This window comes from Streptomyces sp. NRRL S-350, from assembly GCF_000719705.1.
In the GTDB taxonomy this organism is placed as follows: domain Bacteria; phylum Actinomycetota; class Actinomycetes; order Streptomycetales; family Streptomycetaceae; genus Kitasatospora.
On sequence record NZ_JOHO01000011.1, the window covers coordinates 83,995 to 103,075 of the forward strand.

A 19,081-nucleotide genomic window follows, 5' to 3' on the forward strand; every position below is an offset into this window, starting at 1 on the left:
GATCAGCCGGGGTCCGGCCCGCCCTCGCGCTCCGCCGCGCCTTGTCGACTCTCGCGCTCCGCCGCGAAGTGACACGCCGAGTCATGGGCCGCCGCCCCCTGCAGCCAGCTCGGCACCGCGAGCAGCGGCACCTCGACCTCGCACCGCTGCTGCGCCTTCCAGCAGCGGGTGCGGAAGCGGCAGCCCGAGGGCGGATTGGCCGGCGAGGGCACGTCCCCGGTGAGCACGATCCGGTCCCGCGACTCGCGCGCCGTCGGGTCCGGTACGGGCACTGCGGAGAGCAGCGCCTGGGTGTACGGGTGGGTGGCGTGGTCGTAGATCTCCGCGTCGCTGCCGATCTCGACCATCCTGCCCAGGTACATCACGCCGACCCGGTCCGAGATGTGCCGGACGATGGAGAGGTCGTGCGCGATGAACATGTACGACAGGTTGAAGTCGCCCTGCAGCTGCTCCAGCAGGTTGATCACCTGCGCCTGCACCGACACGTCGAGGGCGGACACCGGCTCGTCGCAGATGATGATCTCCGGCTTGAGCGTCAACCCCCGGGCGATGCCGATGCGTTGGCGCTGGCCGCCGGAGAACTGGTGCGGGTACCGGTTGATGTACTCGGGGTTGAGCCCGACCACGTCCAGCAGGTCCTGGACGGCCTTGCGGCGGTCGCCCTTGGGCGCCACCTCGGGGTGGATCTCGAACGGCTCCCCGATGATGTCGCCGACGGTCATGCGCGGGTTGAGCGAGGTGTACGGGTCCTGGAACACCATCTGGATGTTCCGCCGGACGGCTTTCAGCGCCGATCCCGAGAGCCGGGAGATCTCCTCCCCCTTGTAGCGGACGGATCCTCCGGTGGCCGGTTCGAGGTTCATCAGCACCTTGGCCAGCGTGGACTTCCCGCAGCCGGACTCGCCGACGATGCCGAGCGTCTCGCCCTGCATCAGGTCGAAGCTGACCCCGTCGACCGCCTTGACGGCGCCGACCTGCTTCTTGAACAGGACGCCCCGGGTCAGCGGGAAGTGCTTGACGAGGTCCCGGACTTCGAGGATGGGCTCCCCGCGCGGCACCTCCTGCGTGAAGGCGGCCTCCTCCGGCACCACCGCGCCCAGTGCGCTGGCCCCGTTACCGGTCATGGAGGGTCTCCTTCCAGAAGAAGCAGGCGCTGCCGCGCCCCTCCAGTGGTGTCCCGTCGTCCTCGATGACCTCGAACAGTTCGGGCACCTCGGTCCGGCAGACGTCCTTCGCGCGGGGGCAGCGCGGGTTGAAGGCGCAGCCCTTGGGGATCCGCAGCAGGTTGGGCGGCAGGCCCTTGATGGCGTAGAGCTCCTGGCCCTTCTGGTCCAGCCGCGGGATGGAGTCCAGCAGGCCGCGGGTGTACGGGTGCGCGGGCCGCGCGTACAGCTCGTGCACCGGGGCGGTCTCGACGATCCGGCCGGCGTACATCACGGCGATCTTGTCCGCGACGTCCGCGACGACGCCCAGGTCGTGGGTGATCAGGATGAGCCCCATGTGGTACTCGGACTGCAGCTCGGCGAGCAGGTCCATCACCTGGGCCTGGACGGTGACGTCCAGGGCGGTGGTGGGCTCGTCCGCGATGATCAGGTCCGGCTCCAGCGCCAGCGCCATGGCGATCATGATGCGCTGGCGCATGCCGCCGGAGAACTGGTGCGGGTAGTCGTTCACCCGCTGCTTGGCCGCCGGGATGCGCACCCGGTCCATCAGCTCGACGGCCTTGTCGGTGGCCTCCTTGCGGGAGACTCCTCGGTGCGCCCGGAACATCTCGCCGAGCTGGTAGCCCACCGTGAGGACCGGGTTGAGCGCGGAGAGCGCGTCCTGGAAGATCATCGCGATCTTCTGGCCGCGGATCCTGCGCCGCTCCTCCTTGCCCATCGTGAGCATGTCCTGGCCCCGGTAGCGGATCTCGCCGCGCGGGATCCGGGCCGGCGGCGTGTCCAGGATGCCCATGATCGCCTGCGCGGTCACCGACTTGCCGGAGCCGGACTCGCCCAGCACTGCCAGCGTCTCGCCGGCCGAGACGGAGTAGTCGACCCCGTTCACGGCCCTGGCGACGCCGTCCCTGGTGACGAACTCGACGTGCAGGTCCCGCACGTCGAGCAGCGGCCCCTGGTACGCCGCGGCCCGTTCGTGCCCGGTGGTGTCGATCGCTGTACTCACGATGCGCTCCCCTCGCTCAGCGAAGCTTCGGATCGAGGGCGTCGCGCACGGCGTCGCCCATCATGATGAAGGCCAGCACGGTGATGGAGAGCGCCACGGCCGGGAAGAACAGCACGTAGGGCGCCGTTCGGATCACCTTCTGGGCGGAGGAGATGTCGATGCCCCAGGAGATGGTCGGGTCCTGCAGGCCGATGCCGAGGAAGCTCAGCGTCGCCTCGGTGGCGATGTAGCCGCCGAGCGCGATGGTGGCGACGACGATCACCGGTGCGACCGCGTTCGGCAGGATGTGCCGGAACATCAGCCGCCCCGTCCCGGCCCCGAGCGCCCGGCCGGCCACCACGTAGTCGGACTGTTTGACGGTCAGCACCGCGCCGCGCATGACGCGGGCGATCTGGGTCCAGCCGAGGACGGCCAGGGCGAACACCACGGTCCACACCGTGCGGATGGTGAATGCGTTCAGCAGCACCAGGGCGCCGAGCAGCAGCGGGATGCCGAAGAAGATGTCGACGATCCGGGAGATCACCGCGTCGACTGCTCCGCCGTAGTACCCGGCGACCATGCCGGTCAGCCCGCCGAGCAGGGTGACCGCCGCGGTCACGAAGATGCCGACGGTGATCGAGGCGCGGGCGCCGTAGACCACCCGGGCGTAGATCGACCGGCCCTGCGCGTCGTAGCCGAACCAGCCCGCGCCGAAGAAGTCCGTCCAGTCCGGCCGCTTGAGGTAGTCGTGCACCAGGTCGGCCTTGCGCGGGTTGGCGTCGGTGAAGGCCCAGGGGAAGATTGCCATGACGACCAGCAGCAGGATCAGCACCACCGAGAGCAGGAAGATCGGCCGTCGGCGGAGGTCCCGCCAGGCGTCGCCCCAGAGGCTGCGGGCCTGTTCCCGCTTCTCCGCGTCGGGTTCGACCAGGGTCTCCTGTTCGACGGCCATGCCCTGCTCCCCCGCGTAGTCGAGGCGGGAGATGCCCGGCTTGGGGTTGGGTCGGTACGAGTCCTCGTCGTGGATGTCAGGCATAGCGGATCCTCGGGTCCAGGACCGCGTAGAGCAGGTCGACGAGCAGGCTGGCGACCAGGTAGATGATCACCAGGACGGTCACGATGCCCACCACGGTCGGGCCTTCCTTCTGGTTGATCGCCCGGTACAGGACGTTGCCGATGCCCTGCACGTTGAAGATGCCCTCGGTGACGATCGCCCCGCCCATCAGCGCGCCGAGGTCGGTGCCGAGGAAGGTGACCACCGGGATCAGCGAGTTGCGCAGCAGGTGCCGGGAGATGATGGTCCGCCGGCGCAGGCCCTTGGCTGTCGCGGTGCGGATGTAGTCGGCCCGCAGGTTCTCCCCGATGGAGGTCCGGGTGAGCCGGGCGACGAACGCGAGCGAGAGCGAGCCCAGGACGACTGCCGGAAGGATGAGCTGGGTGAGGTCGTAGCTGTCCTGCACCGTGGGCGTGACCCAGCCCAGGTTGGTGGCGAACACGGTCTGCGCGATGTAGGCCAGCACGAAGACCGGGATCGAGATCACCACCAGGGTCAGGATCAGCACCAGGGTGTCCGCGATGCTGCCGCGCTTCAGTCCGGAGAGCACGCCGAAGGCGAGTCCCACGACCAGCTCGAAGGCGAAGGCCAGCAGTGCCAGCCGGATGGTCACCGGGAAGGCGTCCGCCATGATGTCGGAGACCGGTCGGCCGGTGAAGCTGGTGCCGAAGTCCCCCTGGAAGAGGTTCCCCATGTAGTGCAGGTACTGCTTCCAGAGCGGCTGGTCCAGGTAGTACGTGTGCTTGATGCTCGCGACCACGGTCGGGTCGGCGGCCTTGTCGCCGAACAGCGCGACCACCGGGTCGCCCGGCAGGGTGTAGACCATCACGAAGATCAGCAGGGTGGTGCCGAAGAACACCGGGATCATCTGCAGCACCCGGCGCAGCACGTAACTGCCCATCCGAGCCTCCTTCCTAGGTGCCCGACCGGGCGGGCCGGTCGGCCGGGAGACCGCACCCCGCCCTCCGTGCGGGGAGGGCGGGGCCGGCGCGGGGATCAGGGCCCGGGATCAGCCCTTGACCTCGACCTGCGTCCAGGCCGGGTTGCCGAAGGAGTCGAACTTCACGTTCTGCACCTTGGACGAGTAGCCCGAGTTGGTGCGGTAGTACCAGAGCGGGATGGCGGGCATGCCGCTCGGCAGCACGGCTTCGGCCTGCTGGTAGCCGGTCACCGTGTCGGCGACGCTGGCGGCCTCGTCGGCCTTGGTGGCGGCGTCGTCGAACTGCGGGCTGCTGTAGCCGAAGTCGTTGGAGGCGGCGCCGGTGCGGTACACGTCGGCGAGGAAGTTGGCGTTCAGCGGGTAGTCCTGCACCCAGCCGGTGCGGAAGGCGCCGTTGAGCTGGTGCCCGGTGATCGCCGCCCGTGCGGTCTTGAAGTCGGGCTTCGGGTCGCCCAGGCAGTCGACTCCGGTGCTCTGCCGGATCGAGTTGCAGACCGCGTCGACCCACTCCTTGTGGCCGCCGTCCGCGTTGTAGGTGATCAGCAGCTTGTTGCCGGGGACGCCGCCGCCGTCCTGGATCAGCTGCTTGGCCTTGGCCGCGTCGAACTTGCAGAAGTCCCCGCAGGCGCCGTCCTTGTAGCCCTCGACGCCCTCGGCGACCCAGGCGGTGGCCGGCTTGCGGGAGCCCTGCAGCACCGTCTTGGTGATGGTGTCGCGGTCGATCGCCATCGACAGGCCCTGGCGCACCTTGGCCTTGTCCGGCGAGGCCCAGTCGGCCTGGTAGAGCGTGAAGCCGATGTTCTGGATGGCGCCCTGCGGGGCGTCCACCGCCCGGTCGCCGAGGTCGTTCTTGTACGTCGCCAGCGCGGACGGCGGCACCTGGTCCATCACGTCCAGGTTGTTGGACTGCAGGTCGGCGTAGGCGGCCTCGGACGTGGTGTACATCTTGAAGACGATGCCGCCGTTCTTCGGCTTGTCCACGCCCTGGTAGTCCGGGAAGGCCTTGGTGACCACCTGGCTGTTGTGCGACCAGCTGACGAACTGGTACGGGCCGTTGCCCACCGGCTTCTGCCCGTACCCGGCCGGGTCGTTGAAGAAGCCGTCCGGCAGCGGCGAGAAGGCGATGTAGCCGAGCTTGTACTCGAAGTACGAGACCTTGTGGCTCAGCTTCACGGTGAAGTGCAGGTCGTCGGTGACGGTCAGGCCGGACATCTTGTCCGTGGTCGGCTTGCCGGAGGTCGGGTGGACGTCCTGGTAGCCCTCGATGTCGGAGAACCAGGAGCTGTTGATCTGGTTGTTGGCGGGGTTGGCGCCCCAGTTCCACGCGTCGACGAAGTTCTTGGCGTGCACGGGGGTGCCGTCGTGGAACTTCCAGCCGTCCTTGAGCGTGACGGTGAAGGTCTGCGAGTCGCTGGTGTCGATCTTGTCCGCGACCTGCATCCGGATCTTGGCGTTGGTGGGGTCGTAGTCGACCAGGCCCTTGAAGAGGTTCTGGATGATGCGACCGCCGCCGACCTCGTTCGCGTTGGCGGGCTGCAACGGGTTCTGCGGCTCGTTGCTCTGGTAGCTGAAGGTCTTGGTGGCGTCCGACGAGCTACTGCCTCCTCCGCCGCCGCTGCTGCTGCACCCGGTGGCCACCAGGACCACGGACGTCGCAGCGGCGAGGACCAGGCGAGCGCGGGCGGCTACGGGCATGAAGGTCCCTCCTCAGGGTGTGTGTCGCATCACACCCCATGAGAAGCGCGCCCCGGCGACGGCGCGAGTCGGGGGCACCCGGACGGGTGCCTCGACGCGCTGCGGAGTTGACGGAACGCCGGAAGGGCCCGTGGCGGGGAAGCCACGGGCCCTTCCTGGGAGTGCCGGGGGATCAGGCGGCGGCCTGCTCCCGGACCTCGGGGAAGTGGCAGGCCGAGTCGTGCGCGGCCGGGCCCTCCAGCACCGAGGGCACCGCGAGCAGCGGGATCTCCTCGGCGCAGCGCTCCTGCGCCTTCCAGCAGCGGGTGCGGAAGCGGCAGCCGGACGGCGGGTTGGCCGGCGAGGGGATGTCGCCGCTGAGGATGATCCGGTCCCGCGACTCGCGCGCCGCCGGGTCCGGCACCGGCACCGCGGACAGCAGCGCCTGGGTGTACGGGTGGGTGGCGTTCTCGTAGATCTCCTCGTCCGAGCCGATCTCGACCATCTTGCCCAGGTACATCACGCCGACGCGGTCGGAGATGTGCCGGACGATGGAGAGGTCGTGCGCGATGAACATGTAGGAGAGGCCGAACTCCTCCTGCAGCTGCTCCAGCAGGTTGATCACCTGCGCCTGGACGGACACGTCCAGCGCGGAGACCGGCTCGTCGCAGATGATGATCTCGGGCTTGAGCGCGAGGCCGCGGGCGATGCCGATGCGCTGGCGCTGGCCGCCGGAGAACTGGTGCGGGTACCGGTTGATGTACTCCGGGTTCAGACCCACGACGTCCAGCAGGTCCTGGACGGCCTTGCGGCGGTCGCCCTTCGGCGCCACCTCGGGGTGGATCTCGAACGGCTCCCCGATGATGTCGCCGACCGTCATGCGCGGGTTGAGCGAGGTGTACGGGTCCTGGAACACCATCTGGATGTTGCGGCGGACGGCCTTGAGGGCCGCGCCGTTCAGCTGGGAGATGTCCTCGCCCTTGAACAGCACCTGGCCGGAGGTGGCCCGCTCCAGGTTCATCAGCACCTTGGCCAGCGTGGACTTGCCACAGCCGGACTCGCCGACGATGCCGAGCGTCTCGCCCTTCTTCAGCTCGAAGGAGATGCCGTCGACCGCCTTGACGGCGCCGACCTGCTTCTTGAAGAGGACGCCCTGGGTCAGCGGGTAGTGCTTGACCAGGTCCTTGACCTCCAGGATGTTCTCAGCCATGGAGGGTCTCCTTCCAGAGGTGGCACGCGCTGCGGCGGCCCGTGAGCTCCTTGCCGTCCTTGTCGGTCACGTGGTGCAGCGCGGGGATCTCCGTGCGGCACAGGTCCGTGGCGATTTCACAGCGAGGGTTGAACGCGCAGCCGGCCGGGACCTTCAGCAGGTTCGGGGGGAGGCCCTTGATCGCGTAGAGGTCCTGGCCCTTCTGGTCCAGGCGCGGGATGGAGCGGAGCAGGCCCTTGGTGTACGGGTGCGCGGGGTTCGCGTACAGCTCGTGCACCGGGGCGGTCTCCACGATCCGGCCCGCGTACATCACGGCGATCTTGTCCGCGACGTCGGCGACCACGCCGAGGTCGTGGGTGATCAGGATCAGGCCCATGTTGTACTCGGCCTGAAGCTCGGCGAGCAGGTCCATCACCTGGGCCTGGACGGTGACGTCCAGGGCGGTGGTGGGCTCGTCCGCGATGATCAGGTCGGGCTGCAGGGAGAGCGCCATGGCGATCATGATGCGCTGGCGCATGCCGCCGGAGAACTGGTGCGGGTAGTCGTTCACCCGCTGCCGGGCGGCGGGGATGCGCACCCGGTCCATCAGCTCGATGGCCTTCTCCTTCGCCTCCTTCTTGGAGGCGCCCTGGTGCACCCGGAACATCTCGCCGAGCTGGTAGCCGACGCTGAGCACGGGGTTGAGGGCGGAGAGCGCGTCCTGGAAGATCATCGCGATCTTCTGGCCGCGGATCTTCCGGCGCTCCTCGTTGCCCATCGTGAGCATGTCCTGGCCGCGGTACAGGATCTGGCCCTGGGTCACCTTGCCCGGGGGCATGTCCAGGATGCCCATGATGGTCTGCGCCGTCACGGACTTGCCGGAGCCGGACTCGCCGAGGACGGCGAGGGTCTCGCCGGCCGCGACGGAGTAGTTGACGCCGTTCACGGCCTTGGCGATCCCGTCCCGGGTGTGGAACTCCACGTGGAGGTCCTTCACCTCCAGGAGAGGGGTGCCAACTTCGAGACGGTCGCTCTTCTGGCTGTTGTTCTCGATCACGGTGGTCATCGGGTCGTCACCTCTTCTCTCAGCGGAGCTTCGGGTCGAGGGCGTCGCGCACCGCGTCGCCGAGCATGATGAAGGCGAGCACGGTCAGGCTGAGCATGCCTGCCGGGAAGAACAGGGCGAACGGAGCCGTACGGATCAGCTTCTGGGCCGAGTTGATGTCGATGCCCCAGGAGATGGTCGGGTCCTGCAGGCCGATGCCGAGGAAGCTCAGCGTCGCCTCCAGGGCGATGTAGCCGCCGAGAGCGATGGTGGCGACGACGATCACCGGGGCGATCGCGTTCGGCAGGATGTGCTTGAACATGATCCGGCTGGTGCCGGCGCCGAGCGCCTTGGCCGCCGTCACGAAGTCGGACTGCTTGACGGTGATCACCGAACCGCGCATGACACGGGTCATCTGGGTCCAGCCCAGGGCGACCAGGGCGAAGACCACGCTCCAGATGGTGCGCGTGGCGAAGGCGTTGAGGATCACCAGCGAGCCGAGCAGCAGCGGGATGCCGAAGAAGATGTCGGTGATGCGGGAGATGATCGTGTCGACCCAGCCGCCGAAGTACCCGGCGACCATGCCGGCGATGCCGCCGAGGACGGTCGTACCGACGGTGACGGTGATGCCGACCACGACCGACGCGCGGGCGCCGTAGACGACGCGGGCGTAGATGCTGCGGCCCTGGCCGTCGTAACCGAACCAGTCCCCCTCGAAGAAGTGGCTGTAGTTCGGCGGCGTGTGGAAGTGAGTGCGCAGGTCGCCGGCCCGCGGGTCCACCGAGGTGAACAGCCCGGGGGCGATCGCGATCACGATCAGCAGCAGGATCAGCAGCGCGGAGATCACGAAGATCGGCTTGCGGCGCAGGTCGTGCCAGGCGTCGGAGCCGAGGCTGCGCGGCTTCTCCGGCTTGGCCGCCGGGACGTCGGCGGTGCGCTGGGCCGGGATGTTGTCCCCGGCGGTCTTCTTCTCTGTCAGGTCAGGCATACCGGATCCTCGGGTCCAGGACCGCGTAAAGCAGGTCAACGATCAGGCCGGCGGCCAGGTACACGATCACCAGGAAGGCCACGAAGCCGGAGACGGTCGCGCCCTCCTTCATGTTGATCGCTTGGTAGAGCGCGTGGCCGACACCCTGGACGTTGAAGATGCCTTCGGTGACGATCGCACCGCCCATCAGGGCGCCGAGGTCGGTACCGAGGAAGGTGACCACCGGGATCAGCGAGTTGCGCAGCAGGTGGGTGCCGATGACCCTCCGGCGCGGCAGGCCCTTGGCCGTCGCGGTGCGGACGTAGTCGGCCTTGATGTTCTCGGCTATGGAGGTACGGGTGAGACGCGCGACGTAGGCCAGCGACAGCGAGCCGAGCACGACGGCCGGCAGCACCAGCTGGGTGATGTCGTTGCTGTTCTGGACGGTCGGCGTGACCCACTTGAGGTTGGTGCCGAAGATCGTCTGGAAGAGGAAGCCCAGCACCGGGACCGGGATCGAGATCAGCAGCAGGGTGAAGACCAGCGCGCCCTTGTCGAAGATCTTGCCGCGGCGCAGACCCGCGAACAGGCCGATGCCGATGCCGAGCACGATCTCGATGGCGAACGCGAACAGCGCCAGCCGGACCGTGACCGGCAGTGCCTCGAGGATCTTGTCGAGCACCGGACGGCCGTCCGATGCCGTGCCGAAGTCCCCGGTGAGCAGACCCCCCATGTAGGAGAGGTACTGCTGGACCAGCGGCTGGTCCAGGTGCTGCTGGTGCTTCAGCGCGGCCAGCTGCACCGGGTCCGGCGCCTTGTCGCCCCACAGCGCTGCCAGCGGGTCGCCGGGCAGCAAGTGCACCATGAAAAAGATGAGTGCGGTTGTTCCGAGGAACACCGGGATCATCTGGAGCAGTCGCCTCGCGACAAAGCGCCCCATCGTGCCTCCATGTATGACTCTGCCGGGCCCGTCAACCCGGCCAGAGATAAGTCGGCGTGCCAACGGCCGGTGCCAGTCCTCGCCCTTGTGGGGATGGGACGGGCACCGGCCGTTGTCACCAGGTCAGGCGGTGCCGACCGATTACTTCTTGACCTCGACGTCGGTGTAGACCGGGTCGCCGAAGGAGTTGAACTTCACGTTCTGGACCTTGTTGGAGTAGCCGGAGCTGGTCTTGTAGTACCAGAGCGGGATGGCCGGCATGTCCTTGGCCAGAACGGCCTCCGCCTGCTGGTAGAGCTCGGCGGTCTTCTCGACCGAGGTCGCGGCGTCCGCCTGCTTCGCCAGGTTGTCGAACTCCGGGCTGGAGTAGCTGGCGTCGTTCGCGGCGGCACCGGTGCCGTAGACGTCCCGCAGGAAGTTGGCGTTCAGCGGGTAGTCCTGCACCCAGCCGGTGCGCATCATGCTGGGGACCTGCTTCTTCGTGACGATGTCACGCGAGGTCTTGAAGTCCGGCTTCGGGTCGCCGAGGCACTCGACGCCGGTGGCCTGGCGGATCGAGTTGCAGACCGCGTCGACCCACTCCTTGTGACCGCCATCGGAGTTGTAGAGGATGGTGATCTTGTTACCGGGAACGCCGCCACCCTCCTGGATCAGCTGCTTGGCCTTCTCCGGGTTGTACTTGCAGGCGTCGCCGCAGGTGCCGGCCTTGTAGCCCATGACGCCGGGCGCCACGAACGAGTCGGCGGGCTGGCGGGTGCCGTTCAGCACGGTCTTGGTGATGGTGTCACGGTCGATGGCCATCGACAGGCCCTGGCGGACCTTGGCCTTCTCCGGGGCGTTCCAGTCCGCGTTGTACAGCGCGAACGAGATGTTCTGGATGGCGCCCTGCGCCTGGTCGACGGCGCGCTTGCCCAGGTCGTCCTTGTACTTGGGCAGGTCGGTCGAGTCGACCTGGTCCAGCACGTCCAGGGTGTCGGACATCAGGTCCTTGTACGCGGCCTCGGGCGAGGTGTAGCTGCGGAAGACGATTCCGCCGTTCTTCGCCTTGTTGGTGCCCGTGTACTTGTCGTAGGCGGCCAGGGTGACGGCCTTGTTGTGCTCCCACGACACGAACTTGTAGGGGCCGTTGCCGACCGGCTTCTCGCCGTAGCCCTTCGGGTCCGCGAAGAAGCCCTCGGGCAGCGGGAAGAAGGCCGAGTAGCCGAGCTTGTACGTGAAGTACGAGACGGGGTTGGCCAGTTCGATGGTGAAGTGAGTGTCGTCGATGACCTTGAGGCCCGACATCTCCTTCGCCGTCGGGTCACCCTTGTCCGGGTGCACGGCGTCGTAGCCGACGATGTCCGAGAACCAGTCCGAGTTGATCTGGTTGTTCGCCGGGTTGGCCGACCAGTTCCAGGACTTCACGAAGGACTGGGAGGTGACCGGAGTGCCGTCGTGGAAGGTCCAGCCGGACTTCAGCGTGACGGTGAAGGTCTTCGAGTCGGTGGTCTCGATCTTGTCGGCCACCTGGTTGCGCAGTGCGCCGGTCGCGGGGTCGTAGTCGACGAGGCCCGTGAAGAGCTGCTTGACGATACGGCCGCCCTGGTTCTCCATGGCGTTCGCCGGCTGCAGCGGACGCTGCGGCTCGGCGCTCTGGTAGCTGAACACGCCCTGGGCGTTGACCGCACCATCGGAGCTGCCCCCGCTGGAGGAGTCGCTGCTGCTGCTACAAGCAGTCGCGGCAAGGGCGACCGCAACAGCTGCGACAACCCACTTGGCCTGGCTCCCACCACGCATCGGTGTGCCTCCTGAATTCGACGTTGCAACGAGGAGAGCACCGCGGAACGGTTTGTCACCTGGCCCGCTGTGCCGTCCGCGCTCGTGGTTTCGGCGCGCACCCCTGCGCGTTCACCCTTGACCCGAGCCTGACTGAACCCACTATCCGTCACGCACGGACACGAAAGTGACCAGTGACGATCTCAATTAGGTCACATGAACAGTCGGTAAGTTTCGAAAACCGGACATTTGAGACATAGCCAGACAGGCACCAAACGGACAGTCGTCACGGATGACGAACTGTCACGTCCGCTCAGCGGACACCCCGACGTGATGAGCGCTATTCCGTTAATAGCCGCCCCGACAACTTGGAGTAGTTGAAAAAGTTCGCCCCCCTCTCCATGGGAAAGGGGGGCGAATCATTCCGGCCAATGGCCGTTCAGTGCGTCCGGATCACGCCTTCTTGGCGCGCGAGGCAGTGCGTCCGCGGTCCTTCTGGTCGAGGACGACCTTACGGATGCGAACCGTCTCCGGAGTCACCTCGATGCACTCGTCCTCGCGGCAGAACTCCAGCGACTGCTCCAGCGAGAGCTTGCGCGGCGGGACGATCGACTCGGCCACGTCGGCGTTCGACGACCGCATGTTGGTGAGCTTCTTCTCCTTGGTGATGTTCACGTCCATGTCGTCGGCACGCGAGTTCTCACCGACGATCATGCCCTCGTACACCTCGGTGCCCGGCTCGCAGAAGAGCACGCCGCGCTCCTGCAGGTTGGTCATCGCGAAGGCGGTCACCACGCCGGCCCGGTCGGCGACCAGCGAACCGTTGTTGCGGGTGGTCAGGGTGCCGAACCACGGCTCGTGGCCCTCGTGGATCGAGTGCGCGATGCCGGTGCCGCGGGTGTTGGTGAGGAACTCGGTCCGGAAGCCGATCAGACCGCGGGACGGGACGACGAACTCCATCCGGACCCAGCCCGAGCCGTGGTTGGACATGTTGTCCATCCGGCCCTTGCGGATGCCCATGAGCTGCGTGACCGCGCCCATGTGCTCCTCCGGCACGTCCACCGTGAGGCGCTCGACCGGCTCGTGGGTCTTGCCGTTGACCTCCTTGGTGACCACCTGCGGCTTGCCGACGGTCAGCTCGAAGCCCTCGCGGCGCATGGTCTCGATCAGGATGGCCAGCGCCAGCTCACCGCGGCCCTGCACCTCCCAGGCGTCCGGGCGCTCGGTGTCCAGCACGCGCAGCGAGACGTTACCGATCAGCTCGCGGTCCAGGCGGTCCTTCACCTGGCGGGCGGTGACCTTGCGGTCCACCTTGGCACCGGACTTGGCGTCCGCGCCCTTGCCGCTGCCGCCACGGCCGACCAGCGGCGAGGTGTTGGTGCCGATGGTCATCGAGATGGCCGGCTCGTCCACCGTGATCAGCGGAAGCGCGACCGGGTTCTCCGGGTCGGCCAGGGTCTCGCCGATCATGATGTCGGAGATGCCGGCGACGGCACAGATGTCACCGGGGCCCGCCACCTCGGCCGGCTTGCGGGTGAGCGCCTCGGTCATCAGCAGCTCGGAGATGCGGACGTTCTGCATCGTGCCGTCACGCTTGATCCAGGCCACGGTCTGGCCCTTGCGCAGCTCGCCCTGCTCGACGCGCAGCAGCGCGATGCGGCCGAGGAAGTTGTCGGCGTCCAGGTTGGTGACGTGCGCCTGCAGCGGGGCGTCCTCGTCGTACGCCGGGGCCGGGACGTGCTCCAGCAGGGTGGAGAAGAACGGCTCCAGGTTGGTGCTGTCCGCCGGCACGGTGCCGTTCTCCGGCTTGGTCAGCGACGCGACGCCGTCACGGGCGCAGGCGTAGACGATCGGGAACTCGATCTGGTCCTCGTCCGCGTCCAGGTCCAGGAACAGGTCGTAGGTCTCGTTGATGACCTCGTCGATCCGGGAGTCCGGACGGTCGGTCTTGTTGATGCAGAGGATGACGGGCAGCCGCGCGCTCAGCGCCTTGCGCAGCACGAAGCGGGTCTGCGGCAGCGGCCCCTCGGAGGCGTCGACCAGCAGGACGACCGCGTCCACCATCGACAGGCCGCGCTCGACCTCGCCACCGAAGTCGGCGTGGCCCGGGGTGTCGATGATGTTGATGGTGATCGGCGCGCCACCATCCTTCGGGTGGTACTTGACCGCGGTGTTCTTCGCGAGAATGGTGATGCCCTTCTCGCGCTCCAGGTCGTTCGAGTCCATCATGCGGTCGTCGAGGTGCTGGTGGGCGGCGAAGGCGCCGGCCTGCTTGAGCATGGCGTCGACCAGCGTGGTCTTGCCGTGGTCTACGTGGGCGACGATGGCGACGTTACGGATGTCGTTGCGCGTGGGCATGCCTTGCGGATTCTCCCGGAATCGTGGGTTGCGGCGCCCGGCTGCGTGACGCGCACTTGCGATCCCTGTCGATCGCCGCCGCCCGTTCCGCCTGCTACTACCGGTCCACCCGCCGGGCATATGGACATGCCTCGGCTTCCTCCTATCGTACGGGGAAGCCCCCAGGTGGGCGGAAACGAGCAGGTCGGGCGGGATCAAGATCACAGGTGGGCGCCCGTCGTCCGGCTCCGGGGCGCCCTACGAGGCCCGGGCCCACCCCAGGTCCTGGAAGCGCGGCCAGGCGAAGCCGAAGGCGCCCGCGCCCGTCACGCCGTTCCGCACGCCGACCAGCTCCGGGCGCTGGTACAGCGGCACCGAGTGGCCGAGCTGCCAGATCCGTACGTCGGCCTGCTGCAGCAGGTCCAGCCGGGCCGCCGGGTCCGGCTCGGCGCCGGCCCGGTCGAAGAGCCGGTCGATCTCGTCGGTGCCGCTGCGGCCGTAGTTGGTGCCCGGGTCGAGCGCGCCGTCGAGGTCGGGGCGGGGTTTGGCGTAGGCGGGGCGCTGCTCGCTCGCCGGGCTGGGGCCGGCGGGCCAGGAGAAGAGTGCGAGGTCGTAGTCGCCGGCGGCCAGGCGGTCCCGGACGAAGGTCTCGGCGGGCGCGGTCACCGGGCTGACCGCGATCCCGGACTCGGCGAGGACGGCGGTGAGCGCGTCGGCGGTGCGCTTGGCGGTCGCCGAGCCGGCCGGGACGAGCAGGGTGAGCGCGAGTTCCCTGCCGTCCTTCGTCCGGGTGCCCCCGCCCGGGGGCCGCTTCCAGCCCGCCTCGTCCAGCTGCCGGGCCGCGTCCGGCGGTCCGGCCGCCGCGCTGTTGTCCCGGTAGCCGTCCTGGTCCGCGGCGAGCAGGTGGTTGCCGAGCGGCACGGCGGGCAGGCCGAGCGGGGTGAGCGCGGCCTCGGCGATCCGCCGCCGGTCGACGGCCCGGGCCAGCGCCCGACGGACCGCCGGGTCGGTGAGCGGGGTCCGGGCGGCGTTGACGGTGAGCTGGGTGAGTGAGGCCGCGGCGGCCCGGTGCACGGTGATGCCGGGCAGGGCCTGGGCCCGCCGCAGGGCCTGCGCCGATGCCTCGGGCGCGGCCGCGGGCGGCGCTGCGCCCGGGGTGGCCGTGGTGGGCCCTGCGCCCGGGGTGGCCGTGGTGGGCGCCGGCGCCGCCGCCCGGTCCACCGCGGTGGTGAGCGGGGCGATGTCCAGCCGGTTCCGGTCGAGCGCGTCGAGCCGCTGCTCGGGCTGGGTGGAGAGGAAGTCGATCCGGTCGGTCTTGGGCACGTCGCCCCACCAGCGCGGGTTGCGTTCCAGGCTGACCCGCCCGCCCTCGGTGTCGTACCGGGAGAGGTTGTACGGCCCGGCGCTGGGGTGTGTCCCGCCGGTCAGTGCCCGGTTGAAGGCGTCGGGCGTGGCCGTGTCGGCGGCCGGGTAGAGCGGCGCGAACAGCGAGCGCCATTCGGCGTAGGGCCGCCGGAAGGTGACGCGTACCTCGTGCGGGTCGGCGCCCTGGGTGATCGAGTCGATGGCGTCGTACCCGGCGGGGTGCCCGCCCCGGTAGGCCGGGTCCAGGCCGGAGAGCGCGGCCCGCTGCGCGGCGAGGTCCGCGGCCCTGAGCGGGGTGCCGTCGCTCCAGACGGCGCGCGGGTTGAGCCGGTAGGTGACGACCTGCGGCTGCTGCCCGGGCGGGGTGGACTCGGCGCCGGCCAGGTAGTCCGGGTCGGGGGCGAGTCGGCCGTGCTCGTCGGGCCGGAACAGCGAGGGGTACAGCGCGTGGGCGATCAGTGCCGAGTCGGCGGTCGCCGCGCCCTGGTAGACGTTCAGCGTGGCCGGGGTGCGGTCCACCGCCCAGCGCAGCGTTCCGCCGGCCCGGACGGCGGTGCGGTCGGCGGGCGTGACGTCCCCGGTGCGGGCCGTGGGGTCGGCCCGGACGGGTACGGGGGCGGGGGTCCGGGCGGGGGTGTGCCCGTCGGAGCAGCCGCCGAGGCCGGCGGCGATCAGCAGCGCGGCGGCTGCGGCGGTGAGCTGGCGGACGCGCATGGCGGCCATCGAACGCCGCGCCCGTCGGCCGGGCCCGGATCGACACGGTGGGCCGTGGGTGACTGCACCCGTTCGGCCCACCGGCCGGGTGGCTACAGGGCCAGCTCGAACCAGACGATCTTGCCCTTGGGCGTGCGGCGGCTGCCCCAGCGCTCGGCCAGCAGGCTGACCAGTTGCAGGCCGCGCCCGCCCTCGTCGGTCTCCTGGGCGCGCCGCTGCCGGGGCTGGGCGTAGCCGTCGTCCCAGACCTCGCAGACCAGGCCGCGATCGCGCAGCAGCCGCAGCCGGATCTCGCCCCGGCCGTGCTTGAGCGCGTTGGTGACCAGTTCGCTGACCAGCAGTTCGGTGGTGTCGACCAGTTCGTCCAGCCCTCGGGCCAGCAGCCAGCTGCAGGCCAGTTCGCGGGCCTTGGCGACGGAGGTGGGCTCGGGGGGCAGGAACCACTGGCCGACGGCGTCCTCGGGGAAGCCGTGGACCTGGGCCATCAGCAGGGCGATGTCGTCCTCGCCGTGGTGCGGGTTGAGCTCGCCGAGCACGTGGTCGCAGAGGTCTTCCAGGCCCTTGCCCTCGGCGGAGAGCGCCGCGCGGAAGGCCCGCAGGCCCTCGTCGAGCTGGTGCTTGCGGCTCTCCACCAGGCCGTCGGTGTAGAGGGCGAGCACGGCGCCGTCCGGGAGGAGGAACTCGACCTCCTCGAAGGGCTCGCCGCCGACGCCGAGCGGCAGGCCGGGCGGCACGTCGAGCGTCCGGGCGCTCTCGCCGGGGCTGAGCAGGACGGGCGGCAGGTGGCCGGCGTTGGCGAAGACGCAGCGGCGGGTGACGGCGTCGTAGACCGCGTAGACGCAGGTGGCCAGGTAGACCTCGCGGGCCTCTTCGTCGGCCGTCGAGGTGAGCCGCCCGTACGGGGTGGGGGGGCCGGCCGGCACGGAGTCGTCGCCGAGGCCGCGGGCGATCTCGTCCAGGGCGCCGAGCACCTCGGCGGGGTCGAGGTCGAGCATGGCGAGGGTGCGGACGGCGGTGCGCAGCTGGCCCATGGCGACGGCGGCGCGCAGGCCGCGGCCCATCACGTCGCCGATGACCAGCGCGGTGCGGTTGCCGGGCAGCGGGATGACGTCGAACCAGTCGCCGCCGACCTCGGTGTTGTTGTTGCTGGGCAGGTAGCGGCAGGCGATCTCCAGGCCGCTGGCGGCCGGGTTGCCCGGGGGCAGCAGGCTGCGCTGGAGGATCAGCGCGCGCTCGTGCTCGCGGCGGTAGAGCCTGGCGTTGTCGATGCAGACGGCGGCGCGGGCGACGAGTTCCTCGGCGATCGCGACGTCGCGGGCGTCGAAGGGCTCGCTGCCGATGGCGCGGGAAAGCTGGACGAGGCCGAGCACCTGGTCGCGGGCGACGAGCGGGACGATCAGGGTGGAGCGCAGCAGCGGGTCGCGCCCGGGCTCGGGGACGACGCTGCGGCCGGTGCGCAGCGCCCGGGCGTGCGGGGAGCGGCGCGGGTAACAGAGGGTGCCGCCGGCTTCGGCGATGGGCAGGCCGGTGACGGAGCCGAGCACCGAGGAGGCGCCGCCGATCACGCTGGAGACGGCGACCCGGCGCAGTTCGCCGCTGCCGTCGGTGAGCACGGTGTCGCCGAGCCGGCCGGCGCTGGGGACGGTCTCGCCGGAGAGCAGCGCGGTGTACAGGTCGACGGTGGCGAGGTCGCAGAACGGGGGGACGACGACGTCCAGCAGTTCCTTGGCGGTGGTCTCCAGGTCGAGGGTGGAGCCGATGTGCGCGCTGGCCTCGTTGAGCAGGGCGAGGTTGCGGCGCACGCCGTCGGCCTCGCGCTCGGCGACGTGCCGGCTGGTGACGTCGGAGACCTGCCCGGCGACGCCGGTGGGCTGCCCGGCGGCGCCGTTGAGGCGGTAGAGCGAGACGGCCCAGAGCCGGTTGCCCTCGCGGGTCGGGACGGCGGCGTGGAAGCGCAGGTCGAAGACGGGTTCGCCGGTGGCGAGGACCTTGCGCAGGGCGGCGGCGAGCCGGTCGGCCTCGGACGACGGGAAGAGGTCGTGCGCGGTGAGGCCCTCCAGGTCGGCGGGGACGAGGCCCATGCCGGAGGCGAAGGCGTCGTTGACCCGCTGGAGCCGCAGCCGGTCGTCGAACAGCACGAAGCCGGTGGGCGTCTGCCCGAAGACGGCCTCGGAGGCGGCGAGGTCGGTCTCGATCCGGCGCAGCCGTCCGAGGTCGACGGCCAGGCAGGTGGCGCCCGCGGTGGGCAGGGCGCTGTCGGGCATCAGGTAGAGCTCGGCGAGGCCTTCGCTGCCGCCGGCTTCCCGGTAGGGGGCGGTGCCGACCCACTCCTCGCCGGCGAGGGTGCGCTCCAGCCGGGCGCGGCCGCGCTGCCAGAGCTCACGGGGGACGAAGGTGGTGATCGGGTCGGCGCCGACGGCTTCGGCGGCGGGGACGCCGAAGAACTCGGCGGCGCGCTCGCTCCACTGGCTGATCCGCCCGTCGGGGCCGATCGCGAAGGTGGCGACCCGGATGTAGTCGTAGATCGAGCCGGGGTCGCCCGCGCCCCACGACCGGGCCTCGGCGGCGGGGTGGCCGCCGCGGCGCACGGCGTCGCCGCCGGGCAGGGCCGCCGGCACGGGCAGGTGCGGGGAACCGGCCTGCCCGGGTACGGCGGCATGACCGCTGCTGCTCGGCGCGCTCCGCGCCGGAGTGCTGTTCAACGGACCGACCCCTCCAACCCGCGACCGTCCGGATGTCGAGAAGACCGAGTATTCATCATCGAGGGGTACGTTCACACGCCCTCAACATCACAACATCAGATCGGGCGAAGGTTTTTGTCCTATCGCCCGCGCAACCACAATGCCACGCTCGCGCCCCCTGCCGGAGCGTGCGCTCCCCCCGGGCCCCCGATGGCATATGCGGCACCGCTCTCCTGGCGCTCCGGCCGGCCCTCTTCGGCTCCCGGCTGACGGCT

The 19,081-nt window shown here is 69.7% G+C and carries 13 protein-coding genes; all 13 read right to left on the reverse strand.

All coding sequences use genetic code 11. From position 1 onward, the window contains the following. Positions 1–2: 2 nt before the first annotated feature. Positions 3–1,124 (reverse strand): ABC transporter ATP-binding protein, encoded by a 1,122-nt coding sequence (locus tag IF30_RS0112835; RefSeq protein WP_051710075.1) that lies wholly within the window; start codon positions 1,122–1,124, stop codon positions 3–5. After that, positions 1,114–2,166: an ABC transporter ATP-binding protein gene (locus tag IF30_RS0112840; protein ID WP_030236476.1), complete on the reverse strand. Its 1,053-nt coding sequence runs from the start codon at positions 2,164–2,166 to the stop codon at positions 1,114–1,116. The genes IF30_RS0112835 and IF30_RS0112840 overlap by 11 nt, the downstream gene beginning before the upstream one ends. A 16-nt stretch (positions 2,167–2,182) precedes the next feature. Next, the gene (locus IF30_RS0112845; protein WP_030236478.1) at positions 2,183–3,097 is read right to left on the reverse strand and encodes an ABC transporter permease; all 915 of its coding nucleotides are present in this window, start codon (positions 3,095–3,097) and stop codon (positions 2,183–2,185) included. Between the two features lie 76 nt (positions 3,098–3,173). Further along, a complete protein-coding gene (locus tag IF30_RS0112850; RefSeq protein WP_030236480.1) occupies positions 3,174–4,100 on the reverse strand; it encodes an ABC transporter permease in 927 nt (308 codons plus the stop codon). A gap of 108 nt (positions 4,101–4,208) precedes the next feature. Next, on the reverse strand, positions 4,209–5,834 hold the full coding sequence (locus tag IF30_RS0112855) for a peptide ABC transporter substrate-binding protein (RefSeq protein ID WP_030236483.1): 1,626 nt from the start codon (positions 5,832–5,834) through the stop codon (positions 4,209–4,211). 172 nt (positions 5,835–6,006) lie between these two features. Beyond that, positions 6,007–7,023 carry an ABC transporter ATP-binding protein gene (locus IF30_RS0112860; RefSeq protein ID WP_030236486.1) on the reverse strand — a complete coding sequence of 339 codons (1,017 nt, stop codon included), beginning with the start codon at positions 7,021–7,023 and terminating at the stop codon, positions 6,007–6,009. Continuing rightward, on the reverse strand, positions 7,016–8,068 hold the full coding sequence (locus tag IF30_RS0112865) for an ABC transporter ATP-binding protein (RefSeq protein ID WP_030236489.1): 1,053 nt from the start codon (positions 8,066–8,068) through the stop codon (positions 7,016–7,018). Before IF30_RS0112865 ends, IF30_RS0112860 begins: the two co-directional genes overlap by 8 nt. Positions 8,069–8,087: 19 nt before the next feature. Beyond that, positions 8,088–9,035, reverse strand: coding sequence for an ABC transporter permease (locus tag IF30_RS0112870; protein ID WP_030236492.1), 948 nt, complete (start codon positions 9,033–9,035; stop codon positions 8,088–8,090). Further along, the gene (locus IF30_RS0112875) at positions 9,028–9,954 is read right to left on the reverse strand and encodes an ABC transporter permease (RefSeq protein WP_030236496.1); all 927 of its coding nucleotides are present in this window, start codon (positions 9,952–9,954) and stop codon (positions 9,028–9,030) included. The genes IF30_RS0112870 and IF30_RS0112875 overlap by 8 nt, the downstream gene beginning before the upstream one ends. A gap of 141 nt (positions 9,955–10,095) precedes the next feature. Further along, positions 10,096–11,730 carry a peptide ABC transporter substrate-binding protein gene (locus IF30_RS0112880; RefSeq protein WP_030236499.1) on the reverse strand — a complete coding sequence of 545 codons (1,635 nt, stop codon included), beginning with the start codon at positions 11,728–11,730 and terminating at the stop codon, positions 10,096–10,098. A gap of 432 nt (positions 11,731–12,162) precedes the next feature. Beyond that, positions 12,163–14,067, reverse strand: a complete 1,905-nt coding sequence (gene typA / locus IF30_RS0112885; protein WP_030236502.1) for a translational GTPase TypA — start codon at positions 14,065–14,067, stop codon at positions 12,163–12,165. Between the two features lie 237 nt (positions 14,068–14,304). After that, complete coding sequence (locus IF30_RS0112890; RefSeq protein ID WP_078891359.1) at positions 14,305–16,125, reverse strand: ABC transporter family substrate-binding protein; 1,821 nt, start codon at positions 16,123–16,125, stop codon at positions 14,305–14,307. 92 nt (positions 16,126–16,217) lie between these two features. After that, positions 16,218–18,827: a SpoIIE family protein phosphatase gene (locus IF30_RS0112895; RefSeq protein WP_078891360.1), complete on the reverse strand. Its 2,610-nt coding sequence runs from the start codon at positions 18,825–18,827 to the stop codon at positions 16,218–16,220. Between the last annotated feature and the right edge of the window lie 254 nt (positions 18,828–19,081).

Excerpts from the sequence above, each read along its gene's own strand:
- IF30_RS0112845 (WP_030236478.1), bottom strand. The coding sequence starts at position 3,097 with ATGGCCGTCGAACAGGAGACCCTGGTCGAACCCGACGCGGAGAAGCGG.
- IF30_RS0112855 (WP_030236483.1), bottom strand. The coding sequence starts at position 5,834 with ATGCCCGTAGCCGCCCGCGCTCGCCTGGTCCTCGCCGCTGCGACGTCC.
- typA (WP_030236502.1), bottom strand. The coding sequence starts at position 14,067 with ATGCCCACGCGCAACGACATCCGTAACGTCGCCATCGTCGCCCACGTA.
- IF30_RS0112835 (WP_051710075.1), bottom strand. The coding sequence starts at position 1,124 with ATGACCGGTAACGGGGCCAGCGCACTGGGCGCGGTGGTGCCGGAGGAG.
- IF30_RS0112850 (WP_030236480.1), bottom strand. The coding sequence starts at position 4,100 with ATGGGCAGTTACGTGCTGCGCCGGGTGCTGCAGATGATCCCGGTGTTC.
- IF30_RS0112890 (WP_078891359.1), bottom strand. The coding sequence starts at position 16,125 with ATGCGCGTCCGCCAGCTCACCGCCGCAGCCGCCGCGCTGCTGATCGCC.
- IF30_RS0112880 (WP_030236499.1), bottom strand. The coding sequence starts at position 11,730 with ATGCGTGGTGGGAGCCAGGCCAAGTGGGTTGTCGCAGCTGTTGCGGTC.
- IF30_RS0112875 (WP_030236496.1), bottom strand. The coding sequence starts at position 9,954 with ATGGGGCGCTTTGTCGCGAGGCGACTGCTCCAGATGATCCCGGTGTTC.
- IF30_RS0112865 (WP_030236489.1), bottom strand. The coding sequence starts at position 8,068 with ATGACCACCGTGATCGAGAACAACAGCCAGAAGAGCGACCGTCTCGAA.
- IF30_RS0112860 (WP_030236486.1), bottom strand. The coding sequence starts at position 7,023 with ATGGCTGAGAACATCCTGGAGGTCAAGGACCTGGTCAAGCACTACCCG.
- IF30_RS0112870 (WP_030236492.1), bottom strand. The coding sequence starts at position 9,035 with ATGCCTGACCTGACAGAGAAGAAGACCGCCGGGGACAACATCCCGGCC.